At 71.5% G+C, this 21,612-nt stretch carries 18 protein-coding genes; 10 read left to right on the top strand and 8 right to left on the bottom strand.

What is annotated here, in order from left to right:
- Positions 1 to 43 precede the first annotated feature (43 nt).
- Positions 44 to 1,150: a LacI family DNA-binding transcriptional regulator gene (locus AB0G79_RS01075; RefSeq protein ID WP_360798194.1), complete on the bottom strand. Its 1,107-nt coding sequence runs from the start codon at positions 1,148 to 1,150 to the stop codon at positions 44 to 46.
- 379 nt (positions 1,151 to 1,529) lie between these two features.
- On the opposite strand from AB0G79_RS01075, the gene hisC reads away from it, so the two are divergent.
- From hisC to AB0G79_RS01050, 5 genes are all read left to right on the top strand, one after another.
- Positions 1,530 to 2,627 (top strand): histidinol-phosphate transaminase, encoded by a 1,098-nt coding sequence (hisC, locus tag AB0G79_RS01070; RefSeq protein ID WP_360798192.1) that lies wholly within the window; start codon positions 1,530 to 1,532, stop codon positions 2,625 to 2,627.
- 241 nt (positions 2,628 to 2,868) lie between these two features.
- The gene (locus AB0G79_RS01065; RefSeq protein WP_360798190.1) at positions 2,869 to 4,377 is read left to right on the top strand and encodes a cytochrome ubiquinol oxidase subunit I; all 1,509 of its coding nucleotides are present in this window, start codon (positions 2,869 to 2,871) and stop codon (positions 4,375 to 4,377) included.
- 18 nt (positions 4,378 to 4,395) lie between these two features.
- On the top strand, positions 4,396 to 5,397 hold the full coding sequence (gene cydB, locus AB0G79_RS01060; protein ID WP_360798188.1) for a cytochrome d ubiquinol oxidase subunit II: 1,002 nt from the start codon (positions 4,396 to 4,398) through the stop codon (positions 5,395 to 5,397).
- Positions 5,398 to 5,439: 42 nt separating this feature from the next.
- Positions 5,440 to 8,988: a thiol reductant ABC exporter subunit CydD gene (cydD, locus tag AB0G79_RS01055; protein WP_360798186.1), complete on the top strand. Its 3,549-nt coding sequence runs from the start codon at positions 5,440 to 5,442 to the stop codon at positions 8,986 to 8,988.
- Between the two features lie 19 nt (positions 8,989 to 9,007).
- Positions 9,008 to 10,720: a GAF domain-containing protein gene (locus AB0G79_RS01050; protein WP_360798184.1), complete on the top strand. Its 1,713-nt coding sequence runs from the start codon at positions 9,008 to 9,010 to the stop codon at positions 10,718 to 10,720.
- Positions 10,721 to 10,843: 123 nt separating this feature from the next.
- Here the strand turns inward: AB0G79_RS01050 and AB0G79_RS01045 are convergent, their stop codons facing one another.
- Positions 10,844 to 11,707, bottom strand: coding sequence for a Cof-type HAD-IIB family hydrolase (locus tag AB0G79_RS01045; RefSeq protein WP_360798182.1), 864 nt, complete (start codon positions 11,705 to 11,707; stop codon positions 10,844 to 10,846).
- Between the two features lie 144 nt (positions 11,708 to 11,851).
- Here AB0G79_RS01045 and AB0G79_RS01040 point away from each other — a divergent pair, with 144 nt between their 5' ends.
- Positions 11,852 to 12,091, top strand: coding sequence for a hypothetical protein (locus AB0G79_RS01040; protein ID WP_360798180.1), 240 nt, complete (start codon positions 11,852 to 11,854; stop codon positions 12,089 to 12,091).
- On the opposite strand, the gene AB0G79_RS01035 is transcribed toward AB0G79_RS01040, so the two are convergent.
- The 6 genes from AB0G79_RS01035 to AB0G79_RS01010 form a co-directional block, all read right to left on the bottom strand.
- Positions 12,075 to 12,980 carry an LLM class flavin-dependent oxidoreductase gene (locus AB0G79_RS01035; protein ID WP_360798178.1) on the bottom strand — a complete coding sequence of 302 codons (906 nt, stop codon included), beginning with the start codon at positions 12,978 to 12,980 and terminating at the stop codon, positions 12,075 to 12,077. The two genes, AB0G79_RS01040 and AB0G79_RS01035, sit on opposite strands and share 17 nt — an antisense overlap.
- Before the next feature lie 29 nt (positions 12,981 to 13,009).
- Entirely contained in the window at positions 13,010 to 13,462 is a 453-nt protein-coding gene (locus AB0G79_RS01030) for a hypothetical protein (protein WP_360798176.1), read from the bottom strand.
- 40 nt (positions 13,463 to 13,502) lie between these two features.
- Positions 13,503 to 14,045 (bottom strand): RNA 2'-phosphotransferase, encoded by a 543-nt coding sequence (locus AB0G79_RS01025; RefSeq protein ID WP_360798174.1) that lies wholly within the window; start codon positions 14,043 to 14,045, stop codon positions 13,503 to 13,505.
- An 82-nt stretch (positions 14,046 to 14,127) separates the two neighbouring features.
- Entirely contained in the window at positions 14,128 to 15,057 is a 930-nt protein-coding gene (locus AB0G79_RS01020; protein ID WP_360798172.1) for a MerR family transcriptional regulator, read from the bottom strand.
- Between the two features lie 113 nt (positions 15,058 to 15,170).
- The gene (locus tag AB0G79_RS01015) at positions 15,171 to 16,973 is read right to left on the bottom strand and encodes an SDR family oxidoreductase (RefSeq protein WP_360798170.1); all 1,803 of its coding nucleotides are present in this window, start codon (positions 16,971 to 16,973) and stop codon (positions 15,171 to 15,173) included.
- Positions 16,973 to 17,818 (bottom strand): M24 family metallopeptidase, encoded by an 846-nt coding sequence (locus tag AB0G79_RS01010; protein WP_360798168.1) that lies wholly within the window; start codon positions 17,816 to 17,818, stop codon positions 16,973 to 16,975. The genes AB0G79_RS01015 and AB0G79_RS01010 overlap by 1 nt, the downstream gene beginning before the upstream one ends.
- Positions 17,819 to 18,065: 247 nt before the next feature.
- Between AB0G79_RS01010 and AB0G79_RS01005 the strand changes: the two genes are divergently transcribed.
- Genes AB0G79_RS01005 through AB0G79_RS00990 form a run of 4 tightly spaced genes read left to right on the top strand, consistent with a single transcriptional unit; the run spans position 18,066 to position 21,590 of the window.
- A complete protein-coding gene (locus AB0G79_RS01005) occupies positions 18,066 to 19,037 on the top strand; it encodes an ABC transporter ATP-binding protein (protein WP_360798166.1) in 972 nt (323 codons plus the stop codon).
- Positions 19,034 to 19,948: an ABC transporter permease gene (locus AB0G79_RS01000; RefSeq protein WP_360798164.1), complete on the top strand. Its 915-nt coding sequence runs from the start codon at positions 19,034 to 19,036 to the stop codon at positions 19,946 to 19,948. The genes AB0G79_RS01005 and AB0G79_RS01000 overlap by 4 nt, the downstream gene beginning before the upstream one ends.
- Complete coding sequence (locus AB0G79_RS00995; protein ID WP_360798163.1) at positions 19,945 to 20,856, top strand: ABC transporter ATP-binding protein; 912 nt, start codon at positions 19,945 to 19,947, stop codon at positions 20,854 to 20,856. Before AB0G79_RS01000 ends, AB0G79_RS00995 begins: the two co-directional genes overlap by 4 nt.
- Before the next feature lie 14 nt (positions 20,857 to 20,870).
- A complete protein-coding gene (locus AB0G79_RS00990) occupies positions 20,871 to 21,590 on the top strand; it encodes an ABC transporter permease (RefSeq protein WP_360798161.1) in 720 nt (239 codons plus the stop codon).
- Positions 21,591 to 21,612 lie beyond the last annotated feature (22 nt).

The following is a 21,612-nucleotide window of genomic DNA, read 5'->3' as shown; positions in this document are numbered from 1 at the left end:
CCCACGGGCAGGGGGCGGGGCGGCGGTGGCGGATGGGGCCGTGTCAGTCCTTCGCGGGTGAGCGCGGCGGGCTGACCGTGGTGCGCGGCGAGCGCCGCTGCGAGGAGGTGCGGACGATGAGTTCGGTCGGTATCACCCGCTCGACCGGGCCGTCCGCGTCGATCCCCTCGATGGCGTCGATGAGGAGCTGGACGACGGCCGTGCCGATCCTGCGCGGTTTGAGCGAGAGCGTCGTGATGGGCGGTTCGGTCGTCGCGTACACGGTGGACTCGCTGCAGCAGACCAGCAGCAGGTCCTCCGGGACGCGCAGCCCGTAGCGGCGCGCGGCCGCGAGGAGATCGGTTCCGTTGGGGTCGAAGAGGCCGTAGACGGCGTCGGGTCGGTCCGGGCGGGCGAGCAGCCGGTCGGCCGCGACGGCGCCCGCGCACGGATCGTGCGCCGGATAGGCCTCGTATACGGGGTCCTGGCCGACCCTCTCGCACCAGTTGAGGTACGCGGTGGTGGACAGGCGGGTGTAGGTGTCGGTGGTGGTTCCGGTGAGGAGGCCGATCCGGCGGGCGCCGGCGTCGGCGAGGTGGTCGAGCAGGTCGAGGACGGCGGCTTCGTGGTCGTTGTCGACCCAGGCGGTGACCGGAAGGGTGCCGGCGGGGCGTCCGTCGGAGACGACGGGGAGGCCCTGCCGGACCAGTTCGGTGACGACCGGGTCGTGGTCGGAGGGGTCGATGACGACGGTGCCGTCTAGGGCGACGTTCGACCAGACGTCATGGCGGGAGGTGGCGGGGAGGATGACCAGGGCGTAGCCCCGGGCGAGCGCCGCCGATGTGGCTGCTCTGGCCATCTCCGCGAAGTACGCGAATTCGGTGAAGGTGAAAGGTTCATCCCCGTACGTGGTCACGGTCAGGCCGATCAGTCCCGACTTGCCCGTACGGAGCGTGCGGGCCGCCGCGGATGGGCGGTAGCCCAGCCGGTCGGCGACCTCGCGTACGTGCCGGCGCGTGGCGTCCGGGAGTCGGCCCTTGCCGTTGAGCGCGTCGGAGACAGTCGTGATGGAGACCCCGGCGGCGGCGGCCACGTCCCGGATGCCCGCCCGGCCCTGCCGGCTTCCCCGGGTCTGTGCCCGGCTCACCTGGTGCTTCCCTGCTGCTGTCATGGCGAGCCGATAGTAGGGCGACGGAGGGCGGTCGGGGCGGTCGCATATGCGGGCATTGACAGGCACGTTTCTGCATGATCGAAAGTGGTCAATTGCCAAAGAAACCCAGGTAGTTAAAGGTTGCCTCATGTGAGTTGGGCTTGTCAGGCGGCCCTGGCCTGGCGATGGGTTGATGTCTCGAAGAGGTCTCAACTCACCTCTACGGGGGATGCGCGCCACGGCGCTCGCCACCGGCGCACGCCACCCGATCACGCGCTCCCCCCTCTGGGGCGGGGGCCCAGAGTGTGTCCCTCCTGTTGTCCACAGCCCATTCGCAGCGGGGGCGAATCCTCATAAGGTGAGGAGTATTGGCGGTACGGACGGTCGAGGAGGCCACACTGTGAGCGAGACCAGCGGGAAGAGCACCGGCAGCCCCAGGCTGCGCGCCGAGCTGGACGGCGTTCCCACCTACAAGCCGGGCAAGCCGGCCGCCGCGGACGGCCCCGTGGCCTTCAAGCTGTCCTCCAACGAGAACCCCTACCCGCCGCTGCCGGGGGTCATGGACAGCGCGCTGGCCGCCGCCGCGAACTTCAACCGCTACCCCGACATGGCCTGCACCGGTCTCATGGAGGAGCTGGCCGAGCGCTTCGGCGTGCCGGTCTCGCACCTGGCGACGGGCACGGGCTCGGTCGGCGTCGCGCAGTCGCTCATCCAGGCCACCTCCGGCCCGGGCGACGAGGTCATCTACGCCTGGCGCTCCTTCGAGGCGTACCCGATCATCACGCAGATCAGCGGAGCCACCTCGGTGCAGGTGCCGCTGACCGACGGCGAGGTGCACGACCTCGACGCGATGGCCGAGGCCATCACCGAGCGGACCCGTCTGATCTTCGTCTGCAACCCCAACAACCCCACGGGCACCGCGGTCCGCCGGGCCGAGCTGGAGCGCTTCCTCGACCGGGTGCCCTCCGACATCCTGGTCGTGATCGACGAGGCGTACCGCGAGTTCGTGCGCGACACCGATATCCCGGACGGCATCGAGCTCTACCGCGACCGTCCGAACGTCGCCGTGCTGCGCACCTTCTCCAAGGCGTACGGCCTGGCGGGGCTGCGGGTCGGCTTCGCGATCGCCCACGAGCCGGTGGCGGCGGCGCTGCGCAAGACCGCGGTGCCGTTCGGCGTGAGCCAGCTGGCGCAGGACGCGGCCGTGGCCTCGCTGCGCGCCGAGGACGAGCTGCTCGGGCGGGTCGGCTCGCTGGTGGCCGAGCGCGAGCGGGTCCGGTCGGGGCTCCTGGCCCAGGGCTGGACCGTGGCGGACACCCAGGCGAACTTCGTCTGGCTGCGGCTGGGCGACCGGACCCTGGACTTCGCGGCCGAGTGCGAGCGGCACGGTGTCGTCGTGCGTCCGTTCGCCGGCGAGGGTGTGCGCGTCACGATCGGTGAGACCGAGGCCAACGACCTCTTCCTGAAGGTGACGGAGGGCTTCCGCAAGGAGAGCTGATCCGGGGACGGCCTTCCGGGCCGGCACGACGGCCCCCACGAGCCCGGCTCGTGGGGGCCGTCGGCGTTTCCGGAGCCGTGACCCGCGGTAGGGGGACCCCGACCGAAGGTACGGAATTCGTATGAGTAATAATGCTTGTGAATGTGAACGCGTTCACAAGCGTGTCCTGCTTCATCCCGTAATTGGTGGGATTAACGGGGCAAACTGCCGATGTGACCACGGCGAGTAAGGAGAAAACGACGTGGACCTCGCTCTGGCGCCAGAGACTCTGGCGCGCTGGCAGTTCGGCATCACCACCGTCTACCACTTCCTCTTCGTCCCCCTGACGATCTCCCTGGCCGCGCTCACGGCGGGCCTCCAGACGGCATGGGTGCGGACGGAGAAGGAGAAGTACCTCAGGGCGACGAAGTTCTGGGGCAAGCTCTTCCTGATCAACATCGCCATGGGTGTCGTCACCGGCATCGTGCAGGAGTTCCAGTTCGGCATGAACTGGTCCGACTACTCGCGCTTCGTCGGCGACATCTTCGGCGCCCCGCTCGCCTTCGAGGCGCTCATCGCCTTCTTCTTCGAGTCCACCTTCATCGGGCTGTGGATCTTCGGTTGGGACAAGCTGCCGAAGAAGATCCACCTCGCCTGCATCTGGATGGTCTCGATCGGCACGATCCTGTCGGCCTACTTCATCCTCGCGGCGAACTCCTGGATGCAGCACCCCGTCGGGTACCGCATCAACGAGGAGCGCGGCCGGGCGGAGCTGACCGACTTCTGGGCGGTGCTCACCCAGAACACCACCCTCAGCCAGGTCTTCCACACGATGACGGCGGCGTTCCTGGTCGGCGGCGCGTTCATGGTCGGCATCTCCGCCTTCCACCTGGCCCGCAAGAAGCACATCCCGGTCATGCGGACCTCGCTGCGGCTCGGCCTGGTCACCCTGATCATCGCCGGCCTCGGCACCGCGATCAGCGGTGACGTGCTCGGCAAGGTCATGTTCAAGCAGCAGCCGATGAAGATGGCCGCCGCCGAGGCGCTGTGGGACGGCGAGGCACCCGCGCCCTTCTCCGTCTTCGCCTGGGGCGATGTCGACCAGGGTCACAACAAGGTGGCCATAGAGATTCCCGGCCTCCTGTCCTTCCTCGCCAACGACGACTTCGACTCGTACGTCCCCGGCATCAACGACGTCAACAAGGCCGAGCAGGAGAAGTACGGACCCGGCGACTACCGGCCGAACATCCCGGTCGCGTACTGGGGATTCCGCTGGATGATCGGCTTCGGCATGGCCTCGCTCGGCATCGGCGTGCTCGGTCTCTGGCTGACCCGGAAGAAGTTCATGCTGGCGCCGGGGATGAGGACCGGTGAGGACGAGGTGCCGAACCTGGTCCTGTTCAAGAGCAAGGCGCTCAGCCCCCGCTTCACCAAGTGGTACTGGGTCGTCGCCCTGTGGACCATGCTCTTCCCGCTCATCGCCAACTCCTGGGGCTGGATCTTCACCGAGATGGGCCGTCAGCCCTGGGTCGTCTACGGCGTGCTGCGCACCCGTGACGCGGTCTCGCCCGGCGTCTCCCAGGGCGAGGTGCTCACCTCGATGATCATCTTCACCGCCCTCTACGCCGTCCTCGCCGTGATCGAGGTGAAGCTCCTCGTCAAGTACGTGAAGGCGGGGCCGCCCGAGCTCACCGAGGACGACCTCAACCCGCCCACCAAGATCGGCGGGGACTCGCGTGACCCCGACCGCCCCATGGCCTTCTCGTACTGAGGCTCAGGAGATCGAGGCATGGAACTCCACGACGTCTGGTTCGTACTCATCGCCGTCCTCTGGATCGGCTACTTCTTCCTCGAAGGGTTCGACTTCGGGGTCGGCATCCTGACCAAGCTCCTCGCCCGCGACCGGGCCGAGAAGCGGGTCCTCATCAACACCATCGGACCCGTCTGGGACGGCAACGAGGTGTGGCTCCTCACCGCCGGCGGAGCGACCTTCGCCGCGTTCCCCGAGTGGTACGCGACGCTCTTCTCCGGCTTCTACCTGCCGCTGCTCGTCATCCTGATCTGCCTGATCATCCGGGGCGTGGCCTTCGAGTACCGCGCGAAGCGTCCCGAGGAGAACTGGCAGCGCAACTGGGAGCAGGCCATCTTCTGGACCTCCCTGATCCCCGCGTTCCTCTGGGGCGTGGCCTTCGGCAACATCGTCCGGGGCGTGAAGATCGACGGCGACATGGAGTACGTGGGCACCTTCTGGGACCTGCTCAACCCGTACGCGATCCTCGGCGGCCTGGTCACGCTCGCCCTCTTCACCTTCCACGGCGCGGTCTTCGCCGCGCTCAAGACGATCGGTGACATCCGGGTCAGGGCCAGGGACCTGGCGCTCAAGCTGGGTCTGGTCACGGCCGTGCTCGCGCTCGGCTTCCTGATCTGGACCCAGGTCGACACCGGGGACGGCTGGAGCCTCGCAGCGATGCTGGTCGCCGTGGTGGCCCTGGTCGGCGCGATCGGTGCCATCAAGGCAGGCCGCGAGGGCTGGTCGTTCGCGCTCTCGGGCGTGACCATCGCCGCCGCGGTGGCGATGCTCTTCCTCGCGCTCTTCCCGAACGTCATGCCGTCTTCGCTCAACCCCGAGTGGAGCCTGACCGTGACGAACGCGTCGTCGAGCCCGTACACGCTGAAGATCATGACCTGGTGCGCGGCGATCGCGACCCCGTTGGTGCTGCTCTACCAGAGTTGGACCTACTGGGTGTTCCGCAAGCGCATCGGCACGCAGCACATCGCCGACGCCCACTAGTCGCACTCACCTTTCGGTGCTCATCAGAGGGGCATGTTTCACGTGAAACCGATCGATCCGCGTCTGCTCCGGTACGCCCGTGCCACCCGCTTCTTCCTCGCCGCGGTGGTCATGCTCGGACTGGTCGGAGCGGCGCTGGTCATCGCCCAGGCGATGCTCATCGCCGAGGTCGTGGTGGGGGCCTTCCAGAAGGGCCTCGCGGTTTCCGACCTGACCACCCCTCTGCTGCTGCTCGCGGGAGTCGCCGTGGGGCGGGGGCTCGTCTCCTGGCTGACCGAGCTCGCCGCCCACCGGGCGAGCGCGGCGGTCAAGTCCGAGCTCCGCGGCCGGCTGCTCCAGCGGGCGGCGGCACTCGGGCCCGGTTGGCTGAGCGGCCAGAAGGCCGGATCGTTGATCGCGCTCGCCACGCGCGGTGTGGACGCGCTCGACGACTACTTCGCCCGCTACCTGCCGCAGCTCGGTCTCGCGGTGGTCGTCCCGGTGGCGGTCCTCGCCCGGATCGTCACCGAGGACTGGGTCTCGGCGGCGATCATCGTCGTCACCCTGCCGCTCATCCCGGTGTTCATGATCCTCATCGGCTGGTACACCCAGACGCGGATGGACCGGCAGTGGAAGCTGCTCTCCCGGCTCTCCGGCCACTTCCTGGACGTGGTGGCCGGGCTTCCCACCCTGAAGATCTTCGGCCGGGCCAAGGCCCAGGCCGAGTCGATCCGCGCGATCACCTCGGAGTACCGGCAGGCGACCATGCGGACCCTGCGCATCGCCTTCCTCTCCTCCTTCGCGCTGGAACTCCTCGCGACCCTCTCGGTCGCGCTCGTCGCCGTCACCATCGGCATGCGGCTCGTCCATGGCGAGTTCGACCTGTACACCGGGCTCGTCATCCTGGTCCTCGCGCCCGAGGCCTATCTGCCGCTGCGGCAGGTCGGGGCGCAGTACCACGCGGCCGCCGAGGGGCTCGCCGCCGCCGAGGAGATCTTCGAGGTCCTGGAGCAGCCTGTCCGGGACGGCGGTACGGGGGCGGCGTCCGGCTCCGTACGCCTCGAGCTCGACGGGGTCACCGTGCGGTACCCCGGGCGCGCCGCGCCGGCGCTCGACGCGGCGACGCTGACGGTGGAGCCCGGCGAGACGGTCGCCCTGGTCGGTCCGAGCGGGGTCGGCAAGTCGACGCTGCTCGACGTGGTGCTCGGATTCGCCGTGCCGGAGGACGGCGGGTCCGTCCGGGTCGGCGGGTCCGTCGCCGGCGAGGGACAGGAGCTCGCGACGCTCGACCCGGAGGCATGGCGGTCCCGGATCGCCTGGGTGCCCCAGCGCCCCTACCTCTTCGCGGGGACGGTCGCCGAGAACGTCCGCCTGGCCCGTCCGGACGCCTCCGACGAGGAGGTGCGGGCGGCCCTGCGGGACGCCGGGGCCGACGGCTTCGTCGCGGGCCTTCCCCAGGGGCTCGACACCCCGCTCGGCGAGGACGGTACGGGGCTCTCGGCGGGCCAGCGGCAGCGCCTGGCGCTCGCCCGGGCGTTTCTGGCCGACCGTCCCCTGCTGCTGCTCGACGAGCCGACGGCCGCCCTCGACGGTGAGACGGAAGCCGGTGTGGTCGACGCGGTACGACGCCTCGCGGCGGGTCGGACCGTGCTCCTGGTCGTCCACCGACCGGCCCTCCTCGCGGTCGCCGACCGCGTGGTGACCCTCGGCGGCGACGCATCAGGCGTGTTTCACGTGGAACATTCGTCCGTCACGAGCTCCGCGGACGCGGCGCCGGGCACGGATCTCGCCGAGGCGGCTCCCCTCGCGGACTCTGCCGCGCAGGCTTCCGCGGTTCCCACGTCGGTGCTCGCACGGGTCCGGGGCATGGCCGGCGAGCTCAAGGGACGCATGTCACTGGCCCTGCTCCTCGGGAGCCTGGCGCTCGGCTCGGCGGTCGGGCTCATGGCCGTCTCCGGCTGGCTGATCTCCCGGGCCTCCGAACAGCCGCCGGTGCTCTATCTGATGATGGCCGTCACCGCCACGCGCGCCTTCGGCATCGGCCGGGCCGTCTTCCGGTACGCCGAGCGGCTCGTCTCCCACGACGCCGTGCTCCGGATGCTCGCCGAGCTCCGCGTCTCCGTATTCCGTCGCCTGGAGCGGATCGCCCCCGCCGGGCTCCGTCGCACTCGGCGCGGAGACCTCCTCTCCCGTCTCGTCCAGGACGTCGACGCCCTCCAGGACTACTGGCTGCGCTGGCTGCTGCCGGCCGGGGCCGCGCTCGTCGTGGGCGTCGCGTCCGTCGGCTTCACCGCCTGGCTGCTGCCCGAGGCCGGGATCGTCCTCGCCGTGGGTCTGCTCGTCGCCGGCATCGCCGTACCGATGGTCGGCGGCGCCCTCGCCCGCCGGGCGGAGCGGCGGCTCGCCCCCGCCCGTGGAACGCTGGCGACCGCGGTGGCGGACCTGCTGCGCGGCTGCGCCGAACTGACGGTCGCGGGTGCGCTGCCGGGCCGCCTCGCCCGTACCCGTACGGCCGACCGCGACCTCACCTCCATCGCTTCCCGGCAGGCCGCCGCCACCGCGGTCGGCGCCGGGCTCTCCGCGCTGCTCTGCGGCCTCACGGTCGCGGCCGCCGCGCTCGTCGGCGTCCAGGCCGTGCGCGACGGACGGCTCGACGGGGTGGCCCTCGCCGTGGTCGTCCTGACGCCGCTCGCCGCCTTCGAGGCCGTCACCGGCCTCCCGCTCGCCGTCCAGTACCGCCAGCGGGTCCGGCACAGCGCCCAGCGCGTCTTCGAGGTGCTCGACGCCCCCGCCCCCGTACACGAGCCGGCCCACCCCGCGACGCCTCCCGCGAGCCCGTTCCCGCTGGAGCTGGCCGGGCTCTCCGCCCGGTACGCCGGGCAGGAGCGGCCCGCGCTCGCCGACTTCGGGATCACCCTGGAGGCCGGGCGCCGGATCGCCGTCGTCGGCGCCTCCGGCTCCGGGAAGACCACCCTCGCCCAGGTGCTGCTGCGCTTCCTCGACGCGGAGCACGGCACGTACCGGATCGGCGGTGTGCCCGCGCGGGAGCTCGACGGCGACGCCGTACGGCGGTTCGTCGGCCTCTGCGCCCAGGACGCCCACCTCTTCGACAGCTCCGTACGGGAGAACCTGCGGCTCGCCAAGGTCGGCGCGAGCGACGAGGAGCTGCGCGAGGCCCTGCGCGGCGCCCGGCTCCTCGACTGGGTGGACGGGCTTCCGGCCGGGCTCGACACCCTCGTGGGCGAGCACGGTTCCCGGCTCTCCGGCGGCCAGCGGCAGCGCCTCGCGCTGGCCCGCGCGCTCCTCGCCGACTTCCCCGTCCTCGTCCTCGACGAGCCCGCCGAGCACCTCGACCTGGCCACCGCCGACGCGCTCACCGACGACCTGCTCCGGGCCACGGAAGGCCGCACCACCGTCCTCATCACGCACCGGCTGCACGGCCTCGACGTCGTCGACGAGGTCGTCGTCCTGGACGAGGGAAGGACCGTGCAGCACGGCCCGTACGCGGAGCTTGCGGAGGCGGAGGGCCCGCTGCGCCGGATGCTGGAGCAGGAACGGGAGACCGACCTGCTGGTCGGCGCCGCCGCGGTGCCGACTTTTCTCGCCAAATAGGACTAACTAGGCTCACCTCATGACCGACGCCGTGTCCGACACCTCGGACCCCCTGGAAGCCGCCACCCAGGCCACCCGCAGCCTCCAGGGGCTGTCCACGGAGCTCACGGCCCGCGTGCCGCAGCTCCTGGAGGCCATGCGTTCGGTCGGCACCGGCCTCGAACTCCACTCCACGCTCGACCGGATCTGCGAGACCGCCGCCGAGCTCGCCGACGCCCGCTACGCCGCCATCGGCGTCGTGGACGACGAGGGCGAGGGCCTCTCCGACTTCGTCACCTTCGGCGTCGGCGAGGACGTCGCCCGCCGGATCGGGCGCCTTCCCGACGGGCATGCGGGGCTGCTCGGCGCGCTCATCCGCGATCCGCAGACCATCCGTCTCGCCGACCTGTCCACCGACCCGCGCTCGGCCGGCTTCCCGCCCGGACACCCGCCCATGCGGAGCTTCCTCGGCGTCCCCATCCGGGTCCAGGGCGAGATCTTCGGCAACCTCTACCTCGCCGAGAAGCGCGGCTCAGGCGAGTTCAACGACTACGACGTCCACATGGTCCGGGTCCTCGCCACCGAGGCCGGCATCGCCATCGGCAACGCCCGCCTCTACGAGGCCGCCCGGCAGCGGGAGCGGTGGATCGACGGCTCGGTGGCCGTCACCACGGCGCTGCTCTCCGGCGGTGACGCGGACGACGCGCTGTCGGTCGTCGCCGAACAGGCCCGGCGGCTCGCCGACGCGGACGCCGGGATCGTGCTGCTGCCCGCCGAGGACGGCGGCCTGGAGATCGTCTCCGTCTCCTCGCCCCGCCCCACCAAGTCCCTCGGCGTGGTGATCCCGCCCGAGAGCGCCGTGGTGGAGCAGCTCCTGAACGGCGAACCGGTCTTCGTGGCGGACGCGTCGAGCGACCCGCGCATGATCAGCCGGCTGACCTCCCCGTACGGCCCGAGCATGATGCTGCCGCTGCAGAGCGGCGGCCGGGTGCTCGGCGCGCTCGCCATGCCCCGCGCGCGGGGCGCCCGCCCGTTCACGGAGGCGGAGCGGACGCTCGCCACGCAGTTCGCCTCGCAGGCGGCGCTCGCCCTGATGATGGCGGACGCGCAGCGGGACCGGGAGCGGCTCGCGGTGTACGAGGACCGCGACCGCATCGCCCGCGACCTGCACGACCTCGTCATCCAGCGGCTCTTCGCCACCGGGATGATGCTGGAGAGCGCCCAGCGGAAGTCGATCGTGCCGGCCGTGCGCGAGGGCGTCGGCAAGGCCGTGGACGAGCTGGACGTGACCATCCAGGAGATCCGTACGGCGATCTTCGCGCTCCAGCAGGGGCCCGCCGAAGCACCGTCGGGACTGCGCACCCGCGTCCTGCGCGAGATCAACATGGCGGCCGTTCCGCTCGGCTTCAAGCCCGCGCACCGCTTCCTCGGCGTGATCGACTCGGCGGTCGGCGAGCTCACCGGGAAGAACCTCATCGCGGCGCTGCGGGAGGCGCTGTCGAACGCGTTCCGGCACGCGGAGGCGACCCGGATCGAGGTGGTCGTGGACGCCACGGTCACCCTGCCCGACGGTTCGGCCGGGGTCCGGCTCTCCGTCGCGGACGACGGCGTCGGCATCCCCGAGGGCGGGCGGCGCAGCGGTCTGCGCAACCTGGCGCGGCGGGCCGAGTCGCTGGGCGGCGCGAGCTGGTGCGGCCCGGGCCTCGGGGAGGACGGCGGCGGTACGACGGTGGTGTGGGAGGCGCCGCTCTAGCGCGGCGAGTCCCGCTCTGGCGCGGACAGGCCCCGCTCTGGCGCGGCAGGCCCCGCTCTGGCGCGGACAGGGTCCGCTCTCGCGGCGGGCCCGCTGCGTGGCGCTCTGGGGCCGCAGCCCCCGTTACGTCGGCTCGCCGAGGGCTTCCGCGACGAGCTGCTCGATGATCACGGCCACGCCGTCCTCGTTGTTGCCGACGGTACGGCCGGAGGCGGCGGCGATCACGTCCGGGTGGGCGTTGCCCATCGCGTACGAGCGGCCGGCCCAGCTGAGCATCTCGATGTCGTTCGGCATGTCGCCGAAGGCGGCGACCTCCTCGGGCGCGATCCCGCGCTGGGCGCAGCACAGGGCGAGGGTGGAGGCCTTGGAGACGCCGAGGCCGCTGATCTCCAGGAGCGCGGTCGGGCTGGAGCGGGTGAAGGAGGCCAGTTCGCCGGCGGCCCGCCTGGCGCCGGCCAGGAAGTCGTCGGGGTCGAGCTCGGGGTGCTGGGCGAGCAGCTTGATCACCGGGGCGGCCGTGCCCGGCTCCTCCTCGAAGAGGAGCTTCTCGGCCGTGGCGACGGTGGCGCCGGGGTCGAGGTGGAACGGCGGGTAGTGCGGCTCGTAGTGGATGCCGGTGGTGAGCTCGACCGCGAAGGAGGTCCCGGGCACGGCGGCGCGGAGGGCCTGGACGACGGCGAGGGCGACCGGCCGCTCCAGGGGGCGGACCTCCAGGAAGGTGCCTCCCTGGTGGAGGTCGACGACGGCGGCGCCGTTGGCGCAGATGGCCAGGCCGTGGCCGTGGACGTGGTCGCTGACGACGTCCATCCAGCGGGCGGGGCGGCCGGTGACGAAGAAGACCTCGATGCCGGCCCGCTCCGCCGCGGCGAGGGCGGCGATCGTGCGCTCGGAGACGGACTTGTCGTCGCGCAGGAGCGTCCCGTCGAGATCGGTGGCGATCAGCCGGGACGTGGGGGCCGAGGGGCGCGGGGAGAGGGGAGAGGTCACCGCCCCATTGTTCCGCACGAGGCGCACGTGCGTGCGGGGAGGTGCGCAGATGAGTGGGCGGATTCGGCGGTAAGACGCCCGTTCGGTATCCGGAGGCCGGGGAAGGATTCCTGGGGAGCTCGCGACGAATCCAGGGGGTGGACCATGGTCTCGGGCCGGCGGACCGGTGAGTGCGAGGCCTGCGGAGCACCGTACGGGCGCTGGATCGCGAGCCTGCGGATGGCGCTGTGCGGGAGCTGCGAGCAGGCGGAGACGGAGTGCCCGGCCCGTGAGCCGGTCCTCATCGGGGAGGTCCTGCTGGGCATGGCCGAGGCCGTGGCCCTGGCGGCCGCCTCCGGTCCTCCCGGAGGCGGCGCGGACGGCGGGATCAGCCCAGCTGCGTGAGGGCCTCGGTCGCGATCCGCTCGAAGACGGCCTGGTCCGCGGCGAAGACGGAGTCGGCGATCGGCCAGTGGATGACGAGCTCGGTGAAACCGAGGTCGCGGTGGGTGCCGGCGAAGTCGACGAAGGCGTCGACCGACTCCAGCGGGCCGGAGCGGTCCGGGGTGAAGCCGGTCAGCAGGATCTTGTCGAGTTCGGCCACGTCACGGCCGGTCTCCGCGCAGGCCTTGCCGAGCTTCTCGATCTGGCCGCGCAGGGCCTCCACGGACTGTGCCGGGGTGCCCTCCTCGTACAGCTTCGGGTCGCCGGTGGTCACCCACGCCTGGCCGTGGCGGGCGGCGAGGCGCAGTCCGCGCGGGCCGGTCGCGGCCACGGCGAAGGGCAGGCGGGGGCGCTGGACGCAGCCGGGGATGTTCCGGACGTCCTCCGCCGTGTAGAACGTGCCGCGCTCGGTGACCGCGTTCTCGGTGAGCAGGCGGTCGAGCAGCGGCACGAACTCGCCGAAGCGGTCCGCGCGCTCCTTCGGCGTCCAGGCCTCCTGGCCGAGGGCGGTGGCGTCGAAGCCGTTGCCGCCGGCCCCGATGCCGAGGGTGATCCGGCCGCCGGAGACGTCGTCGAGGGAGATCAGTTCCTTGGCGAGGGTCACCGGGTGCCGGAAGTTCGGCGAGGTGACGAGGGTGCCGAGGCGCATGCGCTCGGTCGCCGTGGCGGCGGCGGTCAGGGTGGGGAGGGCACCGAACCAGGGCCCTTCGCGGAAGGTCCGCCAGGAGAGGTGGTCGTAGCTGTACGCGGTGTGGAACCCCAGCTCCTCCGCGCGCTGCCACTTCGCGCGTCCGCCGTCGTGCCAGCGGTCGATGGGCAGGATGACGGTGCTCAGGCGCAGGTTGCTCATGGTCCCGAGCCTACGGCGGGATCCGGGGGTCAGCGGATTCTGGAGCTCATCCAGGGGGTGAGCGTGAGGGCCGCGACGAGCTCCTTGTGCGTCCTGTCGCCGGGGAGCGGGACGACCAGCCACCAGCCCGGCGGGAAGAACCGGCCCTTCACGTGGGCGAGGCCGCCGAGGACGGAGCGCAGGAAGGCGGGGACCTCGTCGCGCGTGAGGTCCGCGAACTCGATCCCGTCGACGGTGATCCTGGCGTCGTCGTCGGGGTAGAGCTGGACGGTGAGCACGGGGGAACCGCCGAGTTCGACGTACGCCTCGTGCGGGAGGGAGCCGTCGGGGTCGAGGACGGCGAACGCGTCGGACGAGGTGCGCCGGGAGGTCCGGTCCGCGCCGATGTCGTCGGTGACCGACATCTCCAGGTTGAACTCGCGGGCGATCTCGCGGATCGCGGTGACGGCCGATTCGGTCGTGGGCAGGTGCGGATGCGGCATAGAAACGATCATGCCTGAGTTCCCGGCCCGCGCGACGGGCTCAGGAGGGCAGTCGGAGGAACTCCGGCGGGACGGCGTCGGCGAGCCAGACCCCGTTGGCGCTGACGTGGAAGACGTGTCCGGCCCGGTGCATGGCTCCCGCGTCGACGCTGAGGACGACCGGGCGGCCGCGCCGGGCGCCGACGCGGGTCGCGGTCTCCCGGTCCGGCGAGAGGTGCACGTGGTGGCGGGCCATGGGGCGCAGCCCCTCCGCGCGGATTGCGGGCAGCGCGGCCGCGACCGTGCCGTGGAAGAGGTACGCGGGGGGTTCGGCGGCCGGCAGGTCGAGGTCCACCCGCACGGTGTGCCCCTGGCTCGCGCGGATGCGGGTGCCCTCGATCGCGAAGCGCTTCTTGTCGTTGGTCGCGACGACGTGGTCGAGTTCCTCGCGGGTGATCCGGAAGCCGTGGTCGGCCGCGGAGCGGAGCAGCGTGTCGATCTCGGTCCAGCCGTGTGCGTCGAGGGTCAGCCCGATCCGCTCGGGCTGGTGGCGCAGGTGCTTGGAGAGGTATTTCGACACCTTCACCGTGCGTCGTTCGTCCATGAGTTCCCCCGTTCGTCGGCGTTTGGTCCACAGCCAAAGCGATTTATCCACAGGCTAGTTGGCTGTTCTGTGGACAACGAACTCAATTCTGGGGGGAGTGGCGCGCGGCGAGGGCGTCCAAGGTCCTTTTCCCCAGCTCGCGTTCGGTGGCGGCCGCGACGAACGCCGCCACGCCGTCCGGGCCGACCAGCTCCTGCACGGCCCGGACGGTGTCGGCCGGGAGCGCTATCGGCCGCGGTTCGTCACCGCGGGACGGCGGAGGTTCGGGGGACAGGTGGAGCTGGAGGTGCCGGGTCGCCAAGAGGCGCATGGCACGGGCGAGTTCGGCGTCGACGGTCTGCTGGGCGAGCGGCCGGAGCCGCCGCACCATGGTCGCCGCCTCGGCCGCGTCGGCGTCCGTCGGCGGCCGGTGCTCCAGGTAGCGGGCGAAGACGTGCTCGGTGGTGAACTCCAGGAAGCGCGAGGCGATGTGCTCGACCTGGTCGCGCAGCTCCCGCAGGTGCCCGGTGATGGCCGCGAGCGGCACCCCGGCCGCGTACAGCTCGACCGCCACGGCGAGCTCCTGCGGACTCGGTACGAGGTACTCCTCCGTCTCCCGGTCCGTCAGCCGCTCCAGTACGCCGAGCTCGATGGCGTCCCGGATGGCGTCCTCGTCCGGCGTGCCGCCGAAACGGGCGTCCAGGTCCGCGCGCGAGATCCGGTCCGCCTCCTCGTCGGTCCACGGGCCGTGGACCTCGGCGACCAGGCCGAGCACCCCGCCGAGGCCCCGGCCGGTGTCCCAGGCCTCCAGGAGCTCCTTGATGGAGGCCAGGGTGTAGCCGCGGTCGAGGAGGTCCGCGATCTGCCGCAGCCGGGCGAGGTGGGCGTCCCCGTACACGTTCGACCGGCCGCGCCGCTCGGGGCGGGGCAGCAGGCCGCGGTCCTGGTAGGCGCGGATCGTCCGGACGGTGGCCCCGCTGTGATGCGCGAGGTCCTCGATCCGGTACTCCGGCTGTGCTGACTGCTCGGACAAACCCGCTCCCACCGACCGCTCACCGCACCCCGTCGCCGCGGGGCCCCTCCTGGGAGGGATCGTACGACCGCCGGCCCCTCCCGCTCCCCTCGGTGCGGCCGGGGGACCCCCGGCTACGCGGGCGGCTGCCAGCGGGCGAAGGCCCGCAGGACGCCCGGGCTGAGCCGGGACAGGGCGTGGACGCCCCGCGCCTCGGGGGTGACCGGGACGACGGCACGGTCGTGCAGGACGGCGTCGAGGATCGCGTCCGCGACCTTCTCCGGCGGGTAGTTCCGCAGGCCGTAGAGCCGGGAGGCCTTGCGCTGTCTCCTCTTCTCCTCCGCCTCGTCCGTGACGCCGGCGAACCGCGCGGTCGCCGTGATGTTGGTGTTGACGATGCCCGGGCAGATCGCGGACACCCCGATGTCCTGGCCGGCGAGCTCGGCGCGCAGGCACTCGCTGAGCATCAGCACTGCGGCCTTCGACGTGCTGTACGCGGGCAGGGCGCGGGAGGGCTGGAAGGCCGCCGCCGAGGCGGTGTTCACGATGTGGCCGCCCTGGCCGCGCGCGGTCATCTGCGCGCCGAAGATCCGGCACCCGTGGATCACACCCCACAGGTTGACGTCGAGGACCCGCTTCCACTCCTCGCTCGTCGTCTCGAAGAAGGAGCCGCTGAGCCCGATGCCCGCGTTGTTGACCAGGACGTCGACGACGCCGTACTCGCTCGCCACCTTCGCGGCCAGCTTCTCCATCGCCTGCTCGTCGGCGACGTCGACGGCCTCGCCCCAGGACGCCGGGGCGCCGATGAGACGGGCCATCTCCGCCGTCCTGGCCGCGCCCTCGGCGTCCCGGTCCACGGCCACGACCCGGGCGCCGGCCTCGGCGAAGGCGAAGGCGGTGGCCCGGCCGATGCCGCTGGCCGCGCCGGTCACCAGGACCAGCTGTCCGCCGAACCGCTCCGCGTACGCCGGCTTCGCCTGGCTTCTGGCGGACGTCGTCGCCACCGGCTTCGGCGCCCTGGTCGACGCGTCCTCGTTGGCCCGGACGAACTCGGCGATCCAGGCGGACAGCTGGTCGGGCCGGGTGCGCGGCACCCAGTGCTTGGCCGGCAGGCTGCGCCGGGTCAGGTCCGGCACCCAGGTGGCCAGGTCGTCGTAGAGCCGCTCGGAGAGGAAGGCGTCACCGGTCGGCGTGATCAGCTGGACGGGCACGTGCGCGTAAGCGTCGGGGCGCGGTCTGCCCAGCCGGGAGCGGACGTTGTCCCGGTAGAGCCAGGCACCGTGCGCCGCGTCGTTCGGCAGGGACGGCGTGGGGTAGTCGCCGGCCGGGACCTTCTCGGCCCGCTCCAGGAGCTTCGGCCAGCGCTTGCCGAGCGGCCCCCGCCAGGCGAGCTCCGGCAGCACGGGCGTGTGCAGCATGTACACGTACCAGGACTTGGCGCCCTGGCCGAGGAGCTGACCGACCCGGCGCGGGGTGGGCCGGGTCATGCGCTGCTTGATCCAGTGCCCGAAGTGGTCGAGGCTCGGCCCCGACATCGAGGTGAAGGACGCGATCCGGCCCTCGGTGCGGGCGACGGTCGCGAACTCCCAGGACTGCACCGAGCCCCAGTCGTGGCCCACGAGGTGGACCGGACGGTCCGGGCTGACGGCGTCGGCGACCGCGAGGAAGTCGTCCGTCAGCTTCTCCAGTGTGAAGCCGCCGCGCAGCGGGGCCGGGGCCGTCGACCGGCCGTGGCCCCGGACGTCGTACAGCACCACGTGGAAATGCTCGGCCAGCCGGGTCGCGACCTCCGACCAGACCTCCTTGGAGTCCGGGTAGCCGTGCACGAGCATCACCGTCGGCCGGTCCGTCTCGCCGAGCTCGACGACACACAGGTCGATCCCGCCCGTACGGACCCGGCGCTCCCGCGCGCTCCCCAGTCCGGCGATTGCCGCCATCAGACCGCTCCCTCGTTCCAGCGCCGCACGTGCGGCAGATCGTCGTCCAGCCAGAAGGCGCTCTGCTCGGGGTCCCGGGAGTCGGTGACGACCAGGATCTCCTCGAACTTCGCACCGGTCCCCCGGAATCCGAGGTGCGGTTCGACCGCCCACATCCCCGGCACGGGCGGGTGGTCGGAGAAGGTGTACGGCGACCAGAGCGGCGACCAGCCGTCCCGGTGGCCGTGCAGCGCGTCGCTCGCCAGGCCCTTGAGCGCCTGGCTGCCGAAGCCGAAGAGCGTCGGGGACCAGCGGCGCTCCTTCACCCGGTCGATCTTGTGGGCGATGACGCCGAAGGGGTAGGCCCGGTGCCGGTTCGCGTACCCCTGGCGGACCATGAGCCGGTCCACGTCCTCGTATATCTCGCGGAGCGTACGGCGCTCGCGCACCTCGCGGAGGATCAGCTCGCGGTGCTCGCGGAGGTCCGCGAGCAGCTTGTCGTGCAGGGGGTTGAGGCCCAGGCAGCCGCTGTAGCCGATGTCGGCCGTGTGCCCCTTGTAGACCGGTGCCATGTCGAGGATGAACGGCATCCCCGCTTCCAGGCGCCGGTTGGTGGGGAAGAACTGGAGGGGGATCTTGAAGTCGACGAAGGCGGTGCGGTCCCCGAACCAGGCGAACGGCCGGTGGAACCAGTCCCGCACGCCCCGCTCGTACAGCCACTCCCGCTGCATGCGGGCGGCCTCGCGCTCGGTCACGCCCGGCTTGAGCTGGGCCGCGACGGCTTCCGCGCACTCGTACGCGAGCCGCTGCACCTCCCTGAACCCCCGCAGCTCCGCGGTGAGTTCGCCTGTCACTGCTGGGGCCATGCCAACCGCCGTCCCGTGTGAGCGTTCGATCGCACTACGCGTCCGTAACTTGACACCGATGAATGTGACAATGCTCGACGGCTGAGTCAAGGGGTCGGACACGGACTCGGGGAAACGTCGGGGTTCGTCGCCCGCCCGCGACGACTTTCGTCTCGACCTCCCCCACCGGCTTGTACTCCTCTGGTCGGAGACGATTCGAGCCGTTGGTCTGACGACTGCTGTGGCGCACGCCACTACCGTCGTACCTGTGACTGTCATCGCGACCGAAAGCCTCAGCAAGCGGTTCCCCCGGGTGACCGCGCTTGACCGGCTCTCCCTGGACATCGGGCCCGGTGTGACCGGCCTTGTGGGTGCCAACGGAGCCGGCAAGTCCACCATGATCAAGATCCTGCTCGGCCTCGCCCCCGCCACGGAGGGACGCGCCGAGGTGCTCGGCCTCGACGTCAGCACCTCCGGCGCCGAGATCCGCGAGCGGGTCGGCTACATGCCGGAGCACGACTGCCTGCCCCCGGACGTCTCGGCCACCGAGTTCGTCGTCCACATGGCGCGCATGTCGGGCCTGCCCGCGACCGCCGCCCGGGAGCGGACCGCCGACACCCTCCGTCACGTCGGCCTGTACGAGGAGCGCTACCGCCCCATCGGCGGCTACTCGACGGGCATGAAGCAGCGGGTGAAGCTCGCGCAGGCCCTCGTCCATGACCCGAAGCTGGTCCTCCTCGACGAGCCGACCAACGGCCTCGACCCGGTCGGCCGCGACGAGATGCTCGGACTGATCCGCCGCGTCTGGACCGACTTCGGCATCTCCGTCCTCGTCACCTCGCACCTCCTCGGCGAACTGGAGCGCACCTGCGACCACGTCGTCGTCATCGACGGCGGCCGGCTGCTCCGATCCAGCTCCACCAGCGACTTCACCCGGAGCACCGCGACGCTCGCCGTCGAGGTCACCGACTCCGACGCCCACCCGGACGGCACGGAGGCACTCCGCGCGGCCCTCACCGCCGCCGGTGTCACCCTCCACGCAGGGGTCGAGGACGGTCTGCCCGGCGCCGGCCACATCCTGCTCCTGGAGTCCTCCGGCGAGGAGACGTACGACCTCGTGCGCGACACCGTGGCCGGCCTCGGCCTCGGACTCGTCCGCATGGAGCAGCGCCGTCACCACATCGCCGAGGTCTTCCGGCCCGAGACGCCCCCGCGGCACGAGGAGGTGCCGGCCCGATGAGCACCCAGACGCCCCAGCCGAACCAGGCCGCCCCCGACACCACCCAGATCCACAACATCGGCTACCGGTCGTACGACGGCCCCCGCCTCGGCCGGGCCTACGCGCGCCGCTCGCTCTTCTCGCAGTCCCTCCGCGGCGCCTACGGCCTCGGCCGCAGCGCCAAGTCGAAGGTGCTGCCGATGATCCTCTTCGCCGTGATGTGCATCCCGGCGCTGGTCATCGTCGCCGTCGCCGTCGTCACCAAGCAGTCCAAGCTCTCGATCGAGTACACGGAGTACGCGGTCTTCCTCCAGCTCGTCATCAGCATCTACCTGGCCTCCCAGGCCCCCCAGTCCGTCTCCCGGGACCTCCGCTTCCGGACGGTGCCGCTGTACTTCTCCCGCCCGATCGAGCGCGCGGACTACGTCCTCGCCAAGTACGGCGCGATGGCCTCGGCGCTCTTCATCCTCACCGCCTCGCCGCTGCTGATCCTCTGGATCGGCTCGATGCTCGCCAAGATGGACTTCGCCGAACAGACCAAGATGTTCGCCCAGGGCCTCGTCTCCGTGGTGCTGCTGTCGCTGCTCTTCGGCGGCATAGGCCTCGTCATGGCGGCCCTCACCCCGCGCCGCGGCTTCGGCGTCGCCGCCGTCATCGCCGTCCTCACCGTCTCGTACGGCGCGGTCACCACCCTCATGGGGATCGCGCTCGCCACGGACAACGCCGGGGCCATGCAGTGGCTCGGCCTGTTCTCCCCGATGACCCTCTTCATCGGCGTCCAGACGGCCTTCCTCGGCGCGCCCTCCGCCTTCCCCGACGGCGTCGGGGCCCCGGGCGCCGGAGTCGGCGTGATCTACCTGCTGGTCGTCCTCGCGCTCATCGCCGGCTCGTACGGCATCCTGATGCGCCGCTACCGAAAGGTCGGGCTGTGACCACGCTTCACATCGACCACGTCTCCCGCTGGTTCGGAAACGTCGTCGCCGTCAACGACATCACGATGACGGTGGGCCCCGGCGTCACCGGTCTCCTCGGCCCGAACGGCGCCGGCAAGTCCACCCTCATCAACATGATGGGCGGCTTCCTCGACCCCTCCACGGGCAGCGTCACCCTCGACGGGCAGAAGATCTGGGGCAACGAGTCCGTCTACCGCCAGATCGGTGTCGTCCCCGAGCGGGAGGCGATGTACGACTTCCTCACCGGACGCGAGTTCGTCGTGGCCAACGCCGAGCTGCAGGGCCTCGGCGAGAAGGAGGCCCAGGAGGCCCTGGCCACGGTGGAGATGGAGTACGCGCAGGACCGCAAGGTCTCCACGTACAGCAAGGGCATGCGGCAGCGCGTGAAGATGGCCTCGGCCCTCGTGCACCAGCCGTCCGTCCTCCTCCTCGACGAGCCGTTCAACGGCATGGACCCGCGCCAGCGCATGCAGCTGATGGACCTGCTGCGCCGCATGGGCGCGGAGGGCCGCACCGTCCTCTTCTCCTCGCACATCCTGGAGGAGGTCGAACAGCTCGCCTCCCACATCGAGGTGATCGTGGCCGGCCGCCACGCGGCCTCCGGCGACTTCCGCAAGATCCGCCGCCTCATGACGGACCGGCCGCACCGCTACCTCGTGCGCTCCAGCGACGACCGGGCGCTGGCCGCCGCGCTGATCGCCGACCCGTCCACGGCCGGCATCGAGGTCGACCACGTCGAGGGCGGACTGCGCATCCAGGCGGTCGACTTCGGGAGGTTCACGCAGCTCCTGCCGAAGGTCGCCAAGGAGCGGGGCATCCGCCTCCTGACGGTCTCGCCCTCGGACGAGTCCCTCGAATCGGTCTTCTCGTACCTCGTCGCGGCCTGAAAGGAGCCTGACCGATGTACAACCCCACAGTCGCCCGGCTCACCTACCGGGCTCTGCTCGGCCGCCGGCGGGCGATGATCCTCTTCGTGCTGCCCGCGCTCCTGGTCCTCATCGCGATAGCGGTCCGCGGCTTCAACGGGGCCGACGACCAGGTCGCCGCCGACGTCCTGGGCGGCTTCGCGCTGGCCACGATGGTGCCGCTGATCGGCGTCATCGCCGGGACGGGCGCGATCGGCCCCGAGATCGACGACGGCTCGATCGTCTACCTGCTCTCCAAGCCGGTGAAGCGGCCGACGATCATCTTCACCAAGCTGATCGTCGCGATCGCCGTCACGATGGTCTTCTCCGCCCTTCCGACGCTCATCGCCGGATTCATCCTCAACGGCAACGGCCAGCAGGTCGCCGTGGCGTACACGGTGGCGGCGCTCGTCGCCTCGATCGCCTACAGCGCGCTGTTCCTGCTGCTCGGCACCGTCAGCCGGCACGCGGTCGTCATCGGCCTCGTCTACGCCCTCGTCTGGGAGACCCTCTTCGGCTCCCTGATCTCCGGCGCGCGGACCCTGAGCGTCCAGCAGTGGGCGCTGGCCCTCGCGGAGAAGGTCACCGGCGACGGCCTGATCGACTCCGAGGTCGGCCTTCCCACCGCGGTGGTGCTGCTCGCGGTGGTGACCGCCGCGGCGACCTGGTTCGCCGGGCACAAGCTGCGGACGCTGACCCTGGCGGGCGAGGAGTAGGACGCCGGGGCCAGGGACGGCA

Origin of the sequence: Streptomyces sp. NPDC020807 (assembly GCF_040641575.1) — a bacterium.
Classification (GTDB): domain Bacteria; phylum Actinomycetota; class Actinomycetes; order Streptomycetales; family Streptomycetaceae; genus Streptomyces.
Note: the sequence above shows the minus strand (reverse complement) of the source record. Positions and strands in the feature narration are given on the sequence as shown.